The organism is Celeribacter neptunius, assembly GCF_900113955.1.
In the GTDB taxonomy this organism is placed as follows: domain Bacteria; phylum Pseudomonadota; class Alphaproteobacteria; order Rhodobacterales; family Rhodobacteraceae; genus Celeribacter; species Celeribacter neptunius.
The window spans coordinates 1-16,166 of record NZ_FORH01000011.1 but is presented as its reverse complement, the minus strand read 5'-3'; the positions used below and the strand labels follow the sequence as shown (position 1 = coordinate 16,166).

11 protein-coding genes are annotated in these 16,166 nt (G+C 55.9%); 5 read left to right on the top strand and 6 right to left on the bottom strand.

The features are described from left to right. Window positions 1–38: 38 nt before the first annotated feature. Genes BM151_RS20505 through dndB form a run of 5 tightly spaced genes read right to left on the bottom strand, consistent with a single transcriptional unit; the run spans window position 39 to window position 6,092 of the window. On the bottom strand, window positions 39–1,202 hold the full coding sequence (locus BM151_RS20505; protein ID WP_090063040.1) for a cysteine desulfurase family protein: 1,164 nt from the start codon (window positions 1,200–1,202) through the stop codon (window positions 39–41). Window positions 1,203–1,206: 4 nt separating this feature from the next. Further along, a complete protein-coding gene (gene dndE, locus BM151_RS20500; protein ID WP_090063038.1) occupies window positions 1,207–1,581 on the bottom strand; it encodes a DNA sulfur modification protein DndE in 375 nt (124 codons plus the stop codon). Then, window positions 1,571–3,526, bottom strand: a complete 1,956-nt coding sequence (dndD, locus tag BM151_RS20495; RefSeq protein WP_090063035.1) for a DNA sulfur modification protein DndD — start codon at window positions 3,524–3,526, stop codon at window positions 1,571–1,573. Before dndD ends, dndE begins: the two co-directional genes overlap by 11 nt. Then, complete coding sequence (dndC, locus tag BM151_RS20490; protein ID WP_090063032.1) at window positions 3,523–4,989, bottom strand: DNA phosphorothioation system sulfurtransferase DndC; 1,467 nt, start codon at window positions 4,987–4,989, stop codon at window positions 3,523–3,525. The genes dndD and dndC overlap by 4 nt, the downstream gene beginning before the upstream one ends. After that, on the bottom strand, window positions 4,986–6,092 hold the full coding sequence (gene dndB, locus BM151_RS20485) for a DNA sulfur modification protein DndB (RefSeq protein WP_090063029.1): 1,107 nt from the start codon (window positions 6,090–6,092) through the stop codon (window positions 4,986–4,988). The genes dndC and dndB overlap by 4 nt, the downstream gene beginning before the upstream one ends. 857 nt (window positions 6,093–6,949) lie before the next feature. Here dndB and BM151_RS20470 point away from each other — a divergent pair. The 3 genes from BM151_RS20470 to BM151_RS20460 all read left to right on the top strand — a co-directional run bounded on the left by BM151_RS20470 (window position 6,950) and on the right by BM151_RS20460 (window position 12,700). Beyond that, window positions 6,950–10,879 (top strand): NACHT domain-containing protein, encoded by a 3,930-nt coding sequence (locus tag BM151_RS20470; RefSeq protein ID WP_143093136.1) that lies wholly within the window; start codon window positions 6,950–6,952, stop codon window positions 10,877–10,879. Between the two features lie 214 nt (window positions 10,880–11,093). Next, window positions 11,094–11,690, top strand: a complete 597-nt coding sequence (locus BM151_RS20465) for a DUF6088 family protein (protein ID WP_090063022.1) — start codon at window positions 11,094–11,096, stop codon at window positions 11,688–11,690. Window positions 11,691–11,692: 2 nt separating this feature from the next. Beyond that, window positions 11,693–12,700, top strand: coding sequence for a nucleotidyl transferase AbiEii/AbiGii toxin family protein (locus BM151_RS20460; protein ID WP_090063021.1), 1,008 nt, complete (start codon window positions 11,693–11,695; stop codon window positions 12,698–12,700). A 17-nt stretch (window positions 12,701–12,717) separates the two neighbouring features. Here the strand turns inward: BM151_RS20460 and BM151_RS20455 are convergent, their stop codons facing one another. Next, window positions 12,718–12,957, bottom strand: a complete 240-nt coding sequence (locus BM151_RS20455) for a WGR domain-containing protein (protein ID WP_090063018.1) — start codon at window positions 12,955–12,957, stop codon at window positions 12,718–12,720. Between the two features lie 574 nt (window positions 12,958–13,531). On the opposite strand from BM151_RS20455, the gene BM151_RS20450 reads away from it, so the two are divergent. Beyond that, the gene (locus tag BM151_RS20450; RefSeq protein WP_090063016.1) at window positions 13,532–13,900 is read left to right on the top strand and encodes a hypothetical protein; all 369 of its coding nucleotides are present in this window, start codon (window positions 13,532–13,534) and stop codon (window positions 13,898–13,900) included. A gap of 124 nt (window positions 13,901–14,024) precedes the next feature. Beyond that, the gene (locus tag BM151_RS20445) at window positions 14,025–15,890 is read left to right on the top strand and encodes a ParB/RepB/Spo0J family partition protein (RefSeq protein WP_090063013.1); all 1,866 of its coding nucleotides are present in this window, start codon (window positions 14,025–14,027) and stop codon (window positions 15,888–15,890) included. Window positions 15,891–16,166: the final 276 nt, after the last annotated feature.

The following is a 16,166-nucleotide window of genomic DNA, read 5'->3' as shown; positions in this document are numbered from 1 at the left end:
GTGTCGTTCTCGAAGAAAATTGCCGCTGAGCGCTGACATCATCGGGTCCGCAGACGCAGCAACTCCGTTGTCGCACGTTCGAATTGGGCAACGATCTTTGGGATGTCTTCCGCCTTCGTTTGGCGCCCTAGCCCTAGGCGGAATGCGTTTCTCGCACGTGGTGTTTCTCCGAACATCGCTAAGAGAACATGTGAAGTCGTTACATGTTCGGTTGCACAGGCGCTGGAAGCGGAAAAACACAGATCGTCTTTGAGCTTGTGCATCAACGCTTGCGGCACAACACCGTCGATTGTCAGCGAAAGTGAGTTGGGTAACCTTGCTTCAGTCGTACCATTTATTTGGAGTGAGATTCTTTGCTGGAGTTCGGCTTGAAGCTGGTCTCGAATGCCTCCAATACGCTCAACATCATCATCCATGTCTTCGGCAATAAGCGCGAAGGCGTGGCCAAGCCCGGCAATCCCAGGCGTATTTAAGGTCCCTGCCCTAAGCCCCTTCTCTTGCCCCCCCCCCAAGAGAACCGGTTGAAGGTTCACGCGGGGTTTCCGCAGAGAGCGGTAGAGTGCGCCAACGCCCTTCGGTCCATACGCTTTGTGGCCGGAGAAGCTTGCCATATGGATGGAGGAGTTGCGAAGATCCAATGGGACAAATGCTGTGGCCTGCGAGAAATCGGTGTGAAACAGTGCACCGGCAGCTTCCGATAAACGTGCGGCTTCAGCGATGGGCTGCAAGACACCTGTCTCGTTGTTGGCGGCCATGATGGAGACGAGGCCCGTTTGTTCACAAAGCGCTTCGGAGAGCTCTTCCAATGAAATCTGGCCCCCCTCGCCTACGGCAAGGCGTGTGACCCGCGCGCCCTTTTCTTCAAGGTGTTCGAAACAAGCCAGGACAGATGGGTGCTCGATCGCCGATGTGATGCAGTGCGTTCGGCCAGTTTTCTCGAGCTGCGGATAGGCGCCGAGAATTGCGAGGTTGTTTGCCTCGGTCGAGCCGCCCGTGAATATGATTTCGGCCTCTTTGCATTTCACGAGATCGGCAACCTGAGACCGTGCTCGCTCAACAACCCTGGCCGCCGCTGCCCCTTGGCTGTGCTCAATGCTGGAAGGGTTGGCGTAGACATCACGGCTTACACGGAGAACAGTTTCCAGAACATCCGGGTCGATCGGTGTCGACGCATTATGGTCAAGATAGATCGGGTCGGCCATAGCGTTAGATGCTCCCGGCGAGTAGTTCTGCCGCGTCCGCCGGAGACTTTATCCTGACCGACAATTGCCGAATTCCTCGGTCAATGTGAAGGCGGAGCCGGTCTAGAAGAACGCTGTCTTCCACGTCCACTGGCTCCGACCCAAACTCAACAAATCTCAACATGTCCAAGAAAATGGGTTGGAAATCTCCAAACAGCGTATAGGCATTGAATTCCTGGCCATCTTGCACCTCTGGAGATGTGCCAGGCACAGGACCTGCTTCGAATGATGTTAGCATCGCCATCCTGCAAACCAGATTAGGGGTTAGTCCGGCTTTTTGGGCGACAATCCTGACTTGGCCGGTGGCTGCTGATGAAATGCGGAACTTGCTAATGTGCATAAGATGGCTCTGCTTCTTCGACGCTCTTTTGGGATGATGAAGTCAAAACTGTGGTTGTTAAACCTCCGTCTACCACGCTGATTTCATAGCGCCGGTGTACATGCGGTTCGATGATCGTAGCGAGATCAGGTGTTAGTTCGGAATCCGTGCAAAGCATGATGACTTGGGCGCTGGTATGCGGGATGTAGTTTTCCATCAGGCTGGTACGGTGTTGCCGGTCCAGACGAGACAACGGGGTATCTATGATCATGGGGAGTTCTCGTCCGCTTGTCTTCCCTAGTGCCCAAAGCATCGATATTGCAAATAGCTGACGTTCGCCGGCGGACAGCTCGGAAGGGGTGATCTCCTCCCCGGAAGTACGGTACAACCGAATGTGGAAGGTGTTGGGATCTACTGAGACTTTTTGCACGACCCTCTTTCGAGTAACCAGACCGTTGAACGCTTCAATAAAATGGTTTGAGAGCGAGGCGAGCCGCATTTGCACAATGCGCTTCTCATAATCGTTCAACGCTGTTTGAGCTCGGGTGGCAAGGTCTCGTTGTTCTTTTGCTCTCGCGATGTCGAAGACGGCTTCTTGCGACTTGCGGAGTTCTCGCTCAAGTCGTTCAGCAAGTGCCCTTTGCTGTGTTGCCTCGGCTTGCTTGCGCTTCAGCTCCGTCTCGAGTGCACCCAGTTCGTACTCAGCTTTCTTCAGTTCTTCGAAAGCAGTTGCGGCGGCGCCTGGTCTGAAATTCTTTATTTGAGCCCGAATGGCTGCGCGCTTGTTTTGCAATTCGCTTAGTGTTGCGGCAAGCCCAGCAACTTTGACCCGGTCGTCCGCAATGGTGTTGAGCTTACTAAGTATCCACTCGGGGTCAGAACTAAGGGGCACTGCCCGTGCGTCGGCTTGAGTACCCGCTGAGAAAGCTCTCAGCGTTTCGAAGTGGGTGTCCTGCCACTCATCTGCTGCACTGTTGATCATCGCGGCTTCGAAAGAAGCGATGAATTGAGTAATCGTCCTGTGAGACTGCACTCCTTTCGCTCGTTCGACCTTAGAAGAAAAATTCTTCACCAATTTGGGGGCGAGTGCAAAAGGAACGGCGCCATTCGCGAGGTTTTTTAAGGTCGCGGTATTCTTTGAAAGCTCAGTATCAACCTTCTTCAACTCGTTGGTCAGGGTCTCGCGACTGAGCGCAACATTGCCGCCCTCTCGTTCAAAGAAAAGTTGAGCGGCTTCACTGCGTCGAGCAAGTTGAGCACGTTGCGAAGATAGAGAGCCTATTTGCTCGTCGGCAATCACGAGCTCCGTTCTCGCAATTTCCAGATCTCTCTTGGTCGCTTCCAAATCTGGTATGTCTTGGCTGTCTGCGTTACGCGCTTTGTAAAGCGCTAGGTCGCCGCGAAGTTGATCGATGAGGTCGATACCGAGCAGAGATTTTATCGCGTCCGTAAGTCCAGCGTTGTCCTGATCATCAGCGATGTCTTGGATTTTCTCGCCGTCAAAGAAGAAGAGCTGTGACACTCCGGCCGGTATGATGTCCTCCAGATAGTGATTCCAGTCGTCTCGTGGGATTTCGTCTACCGGTGCCCCATTGCGGTTAAACTGGAGGCTTTCGACGACACTGGCTCCTCGAGAAGCCCAAGCTCTGCGAACGGTATAGGTATCATCCTTTTCAAGATGATGACTTGTAAACGTGAGCTCTACAAACGCACTTCGTTCCGAAGCGGTGTTGTTAATCCGCCGAAGAAGGTACTGCTCGTATTCTGTTTGTCCCACACGCGCTCCAAGAGCACGTTTGCCATAGAGCGCTAGGCGTACTGCCTCCAGAAAGGTCGTTTTGCCCGACCCATTGTGACCTACCACCAATATGACGGTTTTTCCTGATGCCGGATCAGGAACGAGGTCAAATTCATGATAGCCACCGTAGAGGCCAAAGTTTTGGAGGTGTAGAGATTGTAGTATCATGTTTTAGTCTCAAACAGTGGGTCAGGGGAAACGTCTAGCTTGCGCTGATCCAGTCGTTCCTTGCGCTCATCGAGGACTTCCCCTTCTTCCCGCCATTCCTTCTCCAAGATGCCGGCAATTTTCCTGTGAATGAGTGTGCGCCGTTTCAATCCGCGAACCGAACGCTCAGCCTCAAGAAGTTGGGCCAAAAGACGCGGAGGTAGTTCGTGAGTATTGCACACATCCGCAAGCACTTCGGCATCTCTGGCTTGAAATTCGTAGCTATCAGACCCATCCACTGGCAATTCACGCCCAGTAGTTTCTTTCACGATCTCAGAGACGGCATCGCCCCAATCTCCTTGCTCGCTCCGCCATAACCTTCGAATTTCGCGAAGCTCTTCATCCTGGATCAGAGCAGTTTTCTCGCCTGGGGGGGCTTTCTCATTCACTAACTTCTGCGCCTCAAGAAGCTTGCGCAAAATCTCCTTCCGGTAGTCGAAAAGATAGGGGCCAGGAATAGGTGTTTCTGCGTCACCTACGAAAGTGACCGATCCATTCCGGCGTCGGAAATCACGAAACTCGCGTTTCCGCTGTGGGTCTTGCGTCGCCGCAAGCTCGTCTCGAAGGTCCAAGAGGGGCTCCAGCCACTCTTCGCCATTGTCGACCATGGCTTCCATAGCTTTGTCTTTGGTGACGACGGTACAGACCCAGCAACCGAAACGGGAATTCCCACAGCTTTCCGTTTGCTTGTCGACGACAAGTGGGCACTCGCCTGCCTGGGCGTTTCGGTACATGGCCAGTAGATCGCGGTTGTCAGATCCCCAAGGCGACTGGTTTTGTAGGAGGAAGGCCCAGACATCATCCACACTGAACGCCTCGATTGGCGTGAACACAAAGGCCCCCGGCAAGGTCGAATGACGCGACAAAGCCGTTCCATCGATCTTGTGTAGCGACATTACCTGAGCGCGTGTTGCGCTCTCTGAAGACCGTACGCCCAAAACCATGACGACCTCTCCGTATTCGGCAACGCGGTTCTTGATGAAGGCATTGGCCGGGTCGATTTTCAGCCGCTCGGTGCACCAACGAAAGCGTTTTGACGGTGCGGGATACCCGCGACCGATCAGGTTCACCCAGAAGCTATCCGAGATCTCCGGAACGACTTTTTGTGCGGTGATCGGCATTTTCTGATCTTCCGCCGCTGCGTTGATCGCAGCCAATGTGTCGTCGATGTAGTTCACGATGACAGGCGTTTCGACCAGTGTGTCGGAGCTCAAGACGAAAATGGGTTTGCGTCGTTCGTCTTCGGGAAGCGCACGAACAGCGCCCCAAATCAGCTGTAAAGCACAGGTTGAATCTTTCCCGCCACTATATCCGATCACCCATGGCCGGTCGTCTGCCCTGTAAACTGCGCGGATGTGCTTCTGCAGGGCGGTCAGGTCGAGGCCGGCATTCATTGCTAAGTTGTTATCTGTGTTTGATGTCATGCGATGACCTTCTCCTCAGCCAATGACGCCAAGTAGTCGTCTTCATTCGCTTGTTCTTTTTCGTTCAGCAGCAGGCCCACAGCTCCAATCAGGACGTTTGCTGCAAGATGCACGGATTTCACACTGCCATCCATGCCACGTGCACCCATCACGCGAGGACGCCACAATTGGACATTGCGCTTGCTCCAATCGATCCCTGCAAGGGGAGCGAGACTTTCCGCCCATCCATCTGGTTTGGCTGCGATCAGCCGTGCCCCCAAGACGCCAAACGCCTGCAGCATGACGCCGTGGGCATGAACTGTTTCTTTGCGTAAGTCGCCAGCCGTGATCACGCCGCGCGTCAGTTTTTGCCAGTCAGGCATGACTTCGGAAACCTGGCGCCAATATGCGATGACCGTGCTTTCGGTATTTTCACCGAACCGGTCCGCGTCTTGTCCCGCGAGCCATTTGTTGGCTTGATTTAGACTCGACAGGGTGAAGAGATTTTTAGCTCGGTTTGAGAGCGAGGTTTTTTCTAGCTCGGTGAAGGCTTGAAAAAATGGAATGTCCTCCAGGACGCGCGTGCTCAAACGCGCCAATGGGTTTCTGCGGTCATAGAGAACATTCAAAGATCCGGAGGGACGCACCGCATTCTTGTTGAGGTCTGCGAACATTTGCTGACAGCGCTCCAAGCCCTCATCCACAAAAAGCACAACCGAGATCGTTTCATTTTCGAGCTTGGGTCGCGTTTTTAGAGCTTCTTCAATTGCCGCGCGGCGATGTTGTCCATCATTCAGGATGATACGAGCCGTCATCGACAGCCGCAGCTCGCCGACATTGCGGAACTGAAGGCCGTCGCTGGCGGGGAAGAACTCCAAATCACCGTCTATGGATGCACAGAGAGACGAAAGGGTATATTCTTCGAAATTTTCCGAAAGGTAGGAAGCGATTTGCGGGACACGGACATTCGACAAAACGCGTTGAGCGCGCAGGTCAGCTGGCAATTCCTGGCTGTCGAACTCGAAGATCTTTGACACCATTTTGAGTGGCACCATGACGACGTAATATTCTGACCCAGCCTGAACGCCACGAATTGCGGCAAAGTTATAGTAATTTCCGCTCATCACAGACCTCCAATGCCATGGAAGTCTATGGAAGTTCTCACGGAAGTCAATGTCTGCTTGTTAGTGTTTCTTAGAGTTGGCTAAGATAGAACAGTTGTCGCGGACAAGAGATCGAAACCTACCTTTAGTGTTGCGCTCCCTAGTCCATATGGGGCCCGTATACGAGAGAAATCGTCACCTTGGCTCCAAGACAAAGGGCTACTTGCGGTCAGCGCTTGGACATGACGGGCGCGGGGTCGCCATCCCTCACAAAATCCCAAGTCGCTCCCCTCCGGATGTTTTGCACGAGACGCAGTCGAATTGCGACAAAGCATTGCCCACCTGGCTGCCGAAAGGTCGGGTATCCGAGGCGCCTCCGATACGGTACTTCCAGCCGTCGTTTAATAAGGAATTCAAAGAAAGCTTCCTGTCGACCGATCTAAAGGTGCTGGCGGACTGTCGCGACAAAGATTTTCCGCCTTGATCTCGGAGGTCTGCATCGACAAGCTACTTTTCAAGATGACTTCGGATGCCGTCCCACCGTCTCGGTATCACACGGCCAAATTTCTTCACGAAGACGAGGCGCGCTGGGTATTCTTTAGCAGGAAGGTATAGCAGCGCGGGGAGCGCCGGTTGAGACGACGAGAGCATCTAAATCTGCGGCGTCGTTCTGGGAGAGTGATCAGCCTGCTTGAGTGGTTCAGCTTGGGTGTTCGTGCTGAATCAACCACTACGTTCCGGCCTTGTAAATTTTCCACTACTTGCACCGGGAGAGGACGAATACATATCAGATGGTAACTATAAATTTCGGGCATTGAGGTCTTCTTATCTCCAGACATTTCCATATCCCCCGCACGCTTCGTCTTGAAGGCCGGCTGATGCCGGAATCGGAGTTGCTTACAGTGCCTGGGATCGCGATTCTCCTCGCCGAACCTGGGGCCGGAAAGACGAAGCTACTCGACAGTGTCGCAGAACGGGGCGGAGCAGTTCGCGTTCGAGCCAGTGCCTTTCGAGCCGAGCAGGGCAATACGACTCTTATTGTTGATGCGTTTGATGAGGTGGCCCGGATCGGGGGCGGACGCGTTTTTGACATTCTGCATCGTATACGAGATGCTGAGCCTGATCGTCTCCTCTTGTCCAGTCGTTCAGGTGAATGGGAGGATGCGAAAACCCGGCTTGTTGGCGATCTCTTTGGTGTTGATCCAATTGTTGCCCATCTCGTTCCGCTGGACAGCGGTGAACAGAGATTGCTTTTCGAGCACCTCCATCCTGATAGTTCGTTTGAAGCCTTCCATGACGACATCTGCCGCTTTGATCTTCATCATCTTCTAGGCAATCCGGAGTTCCTCCGCCTTTTCGCAGGCGCTTATGTCGAGGCGAATGGGCGGCTCCCTTCACGGGCTCATGTTTTCACGCTGGCAATGGAGCATCTTGCGAGAGAGGTGAACCCGAACGTCGGGGCCGCAGGCGCGCCAACAAGACACAAACGGATCGCCTGGGCAAATGAGGTCTACGCGAAGCTTCTCCTTTCTGGTGCAGATGGCGTGGCTGTGGGGGATATCGCCGAGGACGGTCTCCATCCGCAACTCGAGACGATCGGATTGGACGGTGATGGGCCCTCGTCCATCTTCGCAACAAAGCTTTTTCGACCCGGAATGTTGCCCAACCAGCATGAACCAGTTCACAGGATCGTTGCCGAGTACGGTGCCGCACAGCATCTCGTCAGCCGTATCGATGATCCCGCTTGCAGGTTCACGATGGCACAGTCCCTCGCGTTGATCGCCCCGAATGGCGTGGTGCGGGACGATCTTCGCGGCCTTCTTGGGTGGATAGCGGCCATTGGGTCGCAGGCCATTCAAGATATGGCGATCAATCTTGATGCCTATGCGGTTCTGTCTAATGGCGATCCGTCACGGCTTACCGTAACGTCCCGGATCAGGCTTCTTGATGCACTGGCCGAGCTAAACAACGACGACCCTTACTTCCGGCGCAGCGACAGGTGGCGCACGTTTCAAGCTTCCGGGTTCTTCACGCAGGACATTATTCCTGCGCTTCGCCCCCTCCTTGTCGCGCCCGATGATGGGCATCTCAGAGAACTTTTGCTCGAACTGCTTATTGGGGCTCCGGCGGCCACAGGGTTGCGTTCTGAACTCGAAGCTATTCTCTTTGATGACGAAACTAATTTCAGAACACGCCGGGAAGCGTTGTCCTGTCTTCTGAATGATAGCGAATTTGTCACAACGGACGCTCTGCAAAGGCTTGTCGCTCTTGGCAATTCCGATGCGTTGCGGCTCGCTTCCGTTATTTTAGAGCATTTGGGAAGTGGAGCGCCTTTCGAATATCTGCATGCCACTCTTGATGCGGCTGTAGCGCTATATCCGACGGACCGCCGATCCAGACAGTCACGTAATTTCGAAGAGCGATACTTTTTAAAGCCTCTCATCGGGCAAATCGACAAAGAGACCTGCATACGTTTGTTAAACGATATGACCTCGAGGCTGCGCTGTACCTGTGGGCAGGAAAGGCATGAGTGCTATTGTCGTGACGGCGTCAGCAAAATTGCAGGCATGCTTCTCGATCGCTATTTCGAACAGGTTTCAGGGCCTTATAACCCAGACCAAATTTGGACATGGGTGCGAAATCTTCATTTCCACGGGCGAATGAGCGCCAAGCAAAGTCAGGCAGTGGACGTTTTGCAGCGTAACGATGTGCTGCGGCGTGCACTGCACGAACGCGCCTTTGCTGGCATGCGGAGCCAGGACGACATTTTCAATGTGCTTTTTGATCTGCTCGGTGACTATGGACATTCCGGTCTGCAGGAGCGCGAGGGTGATGCACGCCATCTGGTTGATCTCGCGTTCCGCGAAGACAATATTGGGCTGTGGATACAGTTTGCGCCGAGCCATCGCTACTTTGGGGACACCGCAGTACGAGGGTCTGATGCCCTCCGGTGCCACTGTCGAGAGCAGGCTCTTGAAAAGCCCGCCTTCATGAGGGAATGGGCGCGAATGAACCGTGTCAGGAAGGCGGTTTGGCGGGAACAGAGGCCTCGTCGCTACAGGTTTGAGACGCGCCGCCGCCGCCGGGAACGGCGGATTTCTGCAGCCAATCTCGCTCTCTTTCACGCGAACCGGGCGGCGATAGAGAGCGGCGCGGACGTGCAGTGGACCTATGATCTTGCGCGCGCCTATCTCATTCAACCGGACAAACTCCCAGAGGTGACGTACGATTTGTTCGATGCGGAAGATACGCTACGGCAAAGCTTGGTAACCTTAGGGGGCCGGTGCCCTTCGATTGAGGCGGTCGGCAAAGATGATGCCCGGGATTGGGTTCGGATCTTCGTTGCTGGGGCGGTCGCGGAGTTCCGTGCGACTGGAACATTGGAAGCTGTTGCTCCGGAGATTCTTCGCGCAATCCTTCCCGATACAGGCGGTTACAAGACCTTTGCTGAAGGTGAACACCAGGCATTCCATAAGGAGGTTCAGTGCCGTGCGCAGCTTATCCATGACGAATGCGAGGCCTATGCGCGCGCCTACATCGAACCTTCTTTGGAAGCTATGAATGGATGGCCCGATCCGCACATTCTCCAGCGCGAGCCCGCGCTTCATCATCTGCGTGCTACGCTTCCACTTGAATGGCTGAGGCGGTTCCCCGAGCTTTCGATCCGCACACTGGAAACGCTGTTCGACATGGCGGCGGGTTTTGGAGATCGTGATGGACTTTTGGAGTTGATCCGTGAGCGCTGCATGGCTCTTGATGAGGGCATGCTTCCCCACAAGGATGAGAAGCAGCGACAGTTCTGGTTCATGCGCAACTTCTGGTTTGCAGATGAAATCGACTCAAGTGTCTGGGCCTATATGACACGTGATCCGGATATTGTCTTCTGGTTGGAGCGTCGACGTGAAAGTGGTCGCGAAGGAGACGAGATCTGGTCGGTGCTGTCCGCGCCGAAAATTGAGCGTATTCTGCTCGCATATCTACCGCATTGGCCTGTCGTTCCTCTGCCTTCGAGTTGGGGCACTGGTAGCCCGAGAGGAGAGACGGCCTATCGCTATCTGAGGAATCTCGTTTGGCGGATCGGCCGTGACGAGGCGGCGGTTGCCCTGCCGGTCATCGGGCGGTTGCTTGGTGAAGCGATCCTCGCTCCCGCTCACAATGATCTACGCAGCATTCGTGCGGAACTGCGTCGCAGGTCAGCGATGACGGCCTCTCGTCCCAACCCAGCTGAGACCGCAGCCTTTATGGATGTCGGACTGCCCGCCAGTGTTGAACAAATGCGCGCGCTTGTGCTGGAGTTGTTTCAAGAATTCCAGAAAGACATCCGAGCCGGGCACACTGGGCTGAGAGATCCGTTTTATGATGGCGACACCCGGCTCAATGAGGTGCGCGGTATGGCACGCGTCGCCGCTTGGATGAAACCTCGCCTGAGCCCTTTCGACATCCATGACGTCGTAGAACACCAGCTTGAAGAGCGAAATCGTTGCGATCTGACGGCGACACGCATGGTAAATGGTGTACCTAGAATGCTCGTTATTGAGGGCAAGGGACAATGGCATCGCGATCTCTTCGGAGCAGCCGTGACGCAATTGGCTGAGCGCTATGCGATGCATCCGGACGCAGGCGAGCAGGGTATCTTCTTGGTTCTTTGGTACGGTCCTGACGAGACCGTCGCTGGATCTGTGGGTCACGCATTTCAGTCAGCCTTGGAGCTTCAAAGTGCCATCGAAATGGAGTTGCCTGCCGTGCTGCGCGGTCGTGTCGATGTGTTTGTGCTGGATGTCTCGCGCCCGATTGTCACGGCCGCCTAAGTCCATTCCGGGGTGCTGCAACAGGTGGGCCAGTCTCTGGACTGGATTTGAGTTGTCGGCCGCCATTGCGACGTTGTCACTTTCTTTGAGGATGGCGCTATCTGTGTTCAGCCGTAAGCGGTGCACCGCTTACGTTCAGCCTGGGAGATTGGTCGATATTCCCAACATTGACTTTCAGAAAAACATACATTATTTTCTAACAAGGAGATGAGCCATGATTACGTCAAAGATCAAACAACGCATCATCGGGAAGGGTCGAGGTGCCATCTTTGCGCCCTCGGACTTTCTGGACATCGGGTCCCGCGCCAGCGTGGACCAGGCGTTGTCGCGCCTTGCCGATCAGGGCATGATCCGGCGCTTGACCCGTGGGCTCTATGATTATCCCAAGAAAAGCCCGCGCTTCGGCTATCTGTCGCCGTCTGCGGATGACATCGCGAAGGCGGTGGCGCGCAAGGACAACCAAGTGCTGCAGCCCTCCCCTGCTATGGCGGCCAATCAGTTGGGGCTGTCTACTCAGGTGCCGTCCAAGCCGATCTATATGACCGATGGCCCGACCCGGACAAAAACAGTCGGTCGGCAGGTGATCCAGTTTCGCAAGGCGTCCTCCAAGACACTGGTTGGCGCGGGCCAGAAGACCGGTGCCGTGTTTCAGGCGCTGCGTTATGTCGGCAAGGACCGGATTGATGATCAGATGATCGGGCAACTGGCCCGTGCGCTGAATGATAAGGACCGGGTTTTGCTCTCCAAGCAAAGTAAGCATGTGCCTGCCTGGATGCACCCGGTTGTGCAGCAAATCGTGGCGCACGCCTGAGTATGGATCAGTTTGCCAACGACACCCCCGAACAACGAGACGAAGCATTTCAGGAAGCCGCGGCACAGCTTGGAATGTCCAAGGCAATCGTCGAGAAAGACTTTTGGGTCTGTTGGTCCCTGAAGCGTCTTTTCGCCCTGCCCGCCTTTGGCGAGCATATGATTTTCAAGGGAGGGACATCCCTCTCCAAAGCCTACAATATGATCCATCGCTTCTCAGAAGACGTGGATCTGTCCCTTGATCGGGCGCAGCTGGGGTTCGAAGGGGATCGCGACCCGGAAAACCCCGATCTGACGGGAGGAAAGCGAAAGTCCTTGCTCCAAGAACTCCAAGAGGCGTCAGAGGAGGAAGTCTCTGGGCCGCTTTTAGCAGCGATTGATGCCGCTTTCGGTGCCAGCTTGGATCAAGACTTCTCTTTGACGATTGATCCGAACGACGCCCAAACTCTTCTCTTTGCCTATCCGTCTTTGACGGAGACCTCCAATGGCTATGTCAAACCGATTGTGCGTTTCGAGTTCGGAGCGCGTGGGGTTCACTTGCCGGCCGAGGTTCGCGAAATTTCTCCATATATTCATCAAGCCTTTCCTGGTCTTCTGGGATCAGCTGGGGTGGATGTGAACGTGTTGGGCGTTGAGCGGACCTTCTGGGAAAAGGCCACGATCTTGCACATGCTCTACCATCAGGATCCTGCCAAACCTCTCGCCGACCGAATGTCACGCCACTACTACGATATGGCACAACTCATCGCTCATGAGGCCAAGGCCCGCGCGCTCGGTCGCTTGGAGCTTTTGGAGCTGGTGGCTCATCACAAGTCTGTCTTCTTTAAAGCCGCCTGGGCAAACTACGATGCGGCTCGCCCGGGAACGCTGAGATTGATGCCCAATGAGGCTCTCACCGCTGCTCTGCGCCGGGATTATTCCGGGATGCAGGAGATGATCATCGGGGATGCGCCGCGTTTTGATGACATCCTAGACTCGATCAAAGCCTTCGAGGTTGAAATCAACAGCTGATGCTTTGCCGAACTGGCTTAGTGTGTATCGCGCCGCTGGTAGCCCCGGCGGCATTTCTGTGCGGACAGTCTGTCCAAAGCGGCTTCTGCTTCTACCTTCGTTGTCGTGTAATCGACCAATCTTTGTCCACCGGCTGAGCCGATCCGGCCCCATTCCCTGATCAGGCACCATTCGCCGAAGAGCGTTTGGGCGACGTTCATCACGTAGAACCGTCTTTGGTGTTCCGCGGGGTTGATCTTTTCAAGTCGAACAAACATCGCAATCTCCTTTTCAAAGCCTAGCAGGCTTGGAACAAAAAGTGAATCCCCGCATGTCAGTGTGTGGGCACGCCAGCGCATAACGCTGACCAGGCTCTTGGCTGCGCCCGGAACCGCTCAGAGGCATTTCCGCCCATTCGGGAGACGATCCTTCGTGCATGTCACAGGTGAAATCGCGGGCGAAACCGCGATCGCTTGAAGCAGCGGTCAGCCGCGTCTCCGCTTCGCTCTGACCCGGCTGGCAGGTTTCCAATCCTGAAAACCGCCTGCCATCCGACCGGCGCCCCGAACAGGGGCTCTGGTGTCGCGTGCCGCGCCAGCCTCCGCAGAGAAATCCGGTTCCTCCCACGTGCGGGTCCCTCCCGATTTCACCGCTCCGGCCCCCTGTGTCGGGTCGCCGTCCGGCCGCAGGACGGGCTATCGCCCTCCCCTGCTCTGCCCAACCGAAAAGCACGGGGGCTTTTCGGACTGACAGATCAGTCGAGGCCTCCGCCACTGGCGGTAAGCGGGCCAAGGCCAAATGGTCGGAGAAAACGAGCACCGCGCCGCTCCCACTTTGAGAAGGAGTTAGGCCATGGGCCTTGATCAATATGCATATGTCAAAACCCCCGAGAGCGGTGAGGAAGGCGAAAGTCCAAAATTCGTCTGGCGCAAGCATTCCAAGCTGCAGACTTTCATGGAAGCTCTCTACACCGAGCGAACCGGGCTTTCGGCCTCCGATTTGAATTGCGGTGAACTGAGGTTGGAAGCTGCCGACATCAACACACTGGAACAGGCGGTGAAGGGAAGCGCCCTGCCCCGTTGCGAGGGCGGGTTCTTCTATGGCCATCAATTCCAAGACGAGCAGGCCAAGGAATACCGTGATTACGATCTGGAGTTTTGTGCATGGGCGCGGGCCGAGATCGAGCATGGATCGACCGTGATTTATTCCTGCTGGTGGTGACGCCTCTGCGCCGGGTCGCATGAGTGGCCCGGCTCCCCCTTCCCTACCCCTATCAACAAAACCAGCCGCCGAGCGCCTGTGTCGCTCTCTGGCGGGCCTGACTGCCATCCGAAAGGACAAACCAATGACCAAGCAACAACCCATCCAAACCGACGTCGCCAGTGCCGTGATCCTGCAAATCCCCTTGGAGATGCTCTACATCTCCGATTTGAACCCGCGCAAAGTGGTCTCTGACGCCCACATTGAAAGCCTTGCAGATAGCATTGAGCGCTTCGGACTCATCCACAATCTTGCGGGCGTCATGGACGAAGACGGTAAGGTCGGCATCGTCGCGGGCGGCTGCCGACTTCGCGCCATCCATATGATTGCGCAGCGGTCCGAAACGCGCGCTTTCGCCACGGTCCCGGTCAAGCTGGCAACTGATGCCGCCGAGGCTGAAGATTGGGCCAGTGCCGAGAACGCCGCGCGCGAAGATATGACCCCCGCGGACGAAATTCGCGCCTTTGGCCGCATGAAATCACGCGGCGCGACCGTGCCGGAAATTGCGCTCGCCTTTGCTGTCACCGAAGCCCGTGTCTATCAGCGGTTGGCCCTTGCCGGTTTGCCCACGCCCGTTCTGGACGCGCTGGCCGCAGGTGAGATCAGCCTCGGAAATGCCAAGGCCTTCACCCTCTCTGACGACGAAGCTCTGACCCTGAGCCTTCTGGATCAAGTCAAAGGGCAAGCCGTTTCCGAGAGTGCGATCAAGAATGCGCTGCATCCCGATGCGATCAAGGCCACCGACCGCCGTGCCAAGTTTGTCGGCCTTGAGGCCTATGAGGCCGAGGGTGGCACAGTCACCCGCGATCTCTTCTCCGATGAAGCCTTCCTCGCCTCCCCTGCCCTTCTGGATCGGCTCTTCACTGAACAGCTGGACGCAGCCTGCGCCGATCTGGTCGAGACCCAAGGCTGGGCATGGGCCGAGGCCCGCCCTGAGGCCTGGCTCAATTACTACGAGTTGGACCAGATGAAACTGGCCCGTCTCTACCCAGTCGAGGGCGACCTGACCGAAGAAGAAACAGAGGAATACGATGAATTGGCGGAGCTCGCCAACGGGGGTGTGCTGGACAAGGACGGCGAGGCGCGGCTCTCGCAATTGCAGTCCACGCTCGACGGTGACTATTCCGAGGATCAGAAAGCCTATGCGGGCTGCATCATCCTTGTGAACAGTTCGGGCAAGGCTGAGATCACCGCCGGTCTGGTCCGTCCCGAGGACAAGAAAGCCGCCATTGAGGCAGGCGTCCTGAAAACGCCGCAGACAACCAAACCCGACACGCCAAAATCCCCCTACTCGCAAAAGCTCGTTGCCGATATGCAGGCGATCCGGCTGGCCGCAGTTCAAGCCGCTCTTCTGGCGAAACCCGAACTGGTTCTGGACCTGCTGGGGTTCGGCTTGTCCGAGGCGTCGGGAAGTTTCGAGAGCGTCTTTGGCATTCGGCTGGATCGTCCGACCAATGCGCCGAGCGTGGAGGATGGGTTTGCCCGTGAGCCGCGCCTCGAGCACGGGATTGATGCCAGCGAATATTGGCAAAAGGGCACCCGAATTGAAGACCTGTCGGAAGCTTTCACCGCGTTCCGCGAGACCGGAAAGAAAGCCCGCAATGCCCAGATCACCGAGGCAATCGCCCGCACCCTGCCCTATCAGACTGGCGGCGCGGAGTTCTTCGGCCTGATCGCCGATGAGGCCGGGGCTGACATTCGCAAGTATTGGACGCCCACGGCAGAGAATTTCTTCTCTCGGGTGTCAGCCGGTCATCTGGTCGATCTGCTTTGCGAGTTCCTCGATTGCGATGCGCGAGACGAACGTGTCGCCGCCTTCGCTAAGCTCAAGAAGGCGGAAAAGGCTGAGAAGATGGAAAAGCTCGTGAACGATCCAACCACCCAAAAACTCATGGGGCTTTCCCCCGATCAGAAAACCAAACTCGACACATGGGTGCCCGACTGCGCCTGACGGCTCCTTCGTGGGAAGGCCCAACTGGCCCCGCATCACGCGGGGCTTTTTTGTTCGCAGATGCGGTGAAACACCAAGCCTGGAGGATTGTCCGGTGGCGGGGCAAAAGGCCAAGCCCCCTGCCCCGCCACCGGACCGGCGCTGTCCGCGCGGGAGCACCGCATAGGACGGTGCAGTTCTGGACGCCAGAGAGTGGACACATTGGGGTGTTGTTCACTCGCTTTTCGCGTCACTATGATGCGTTGATGCGTTGATGCGTTGATGCGTTGATGCGTT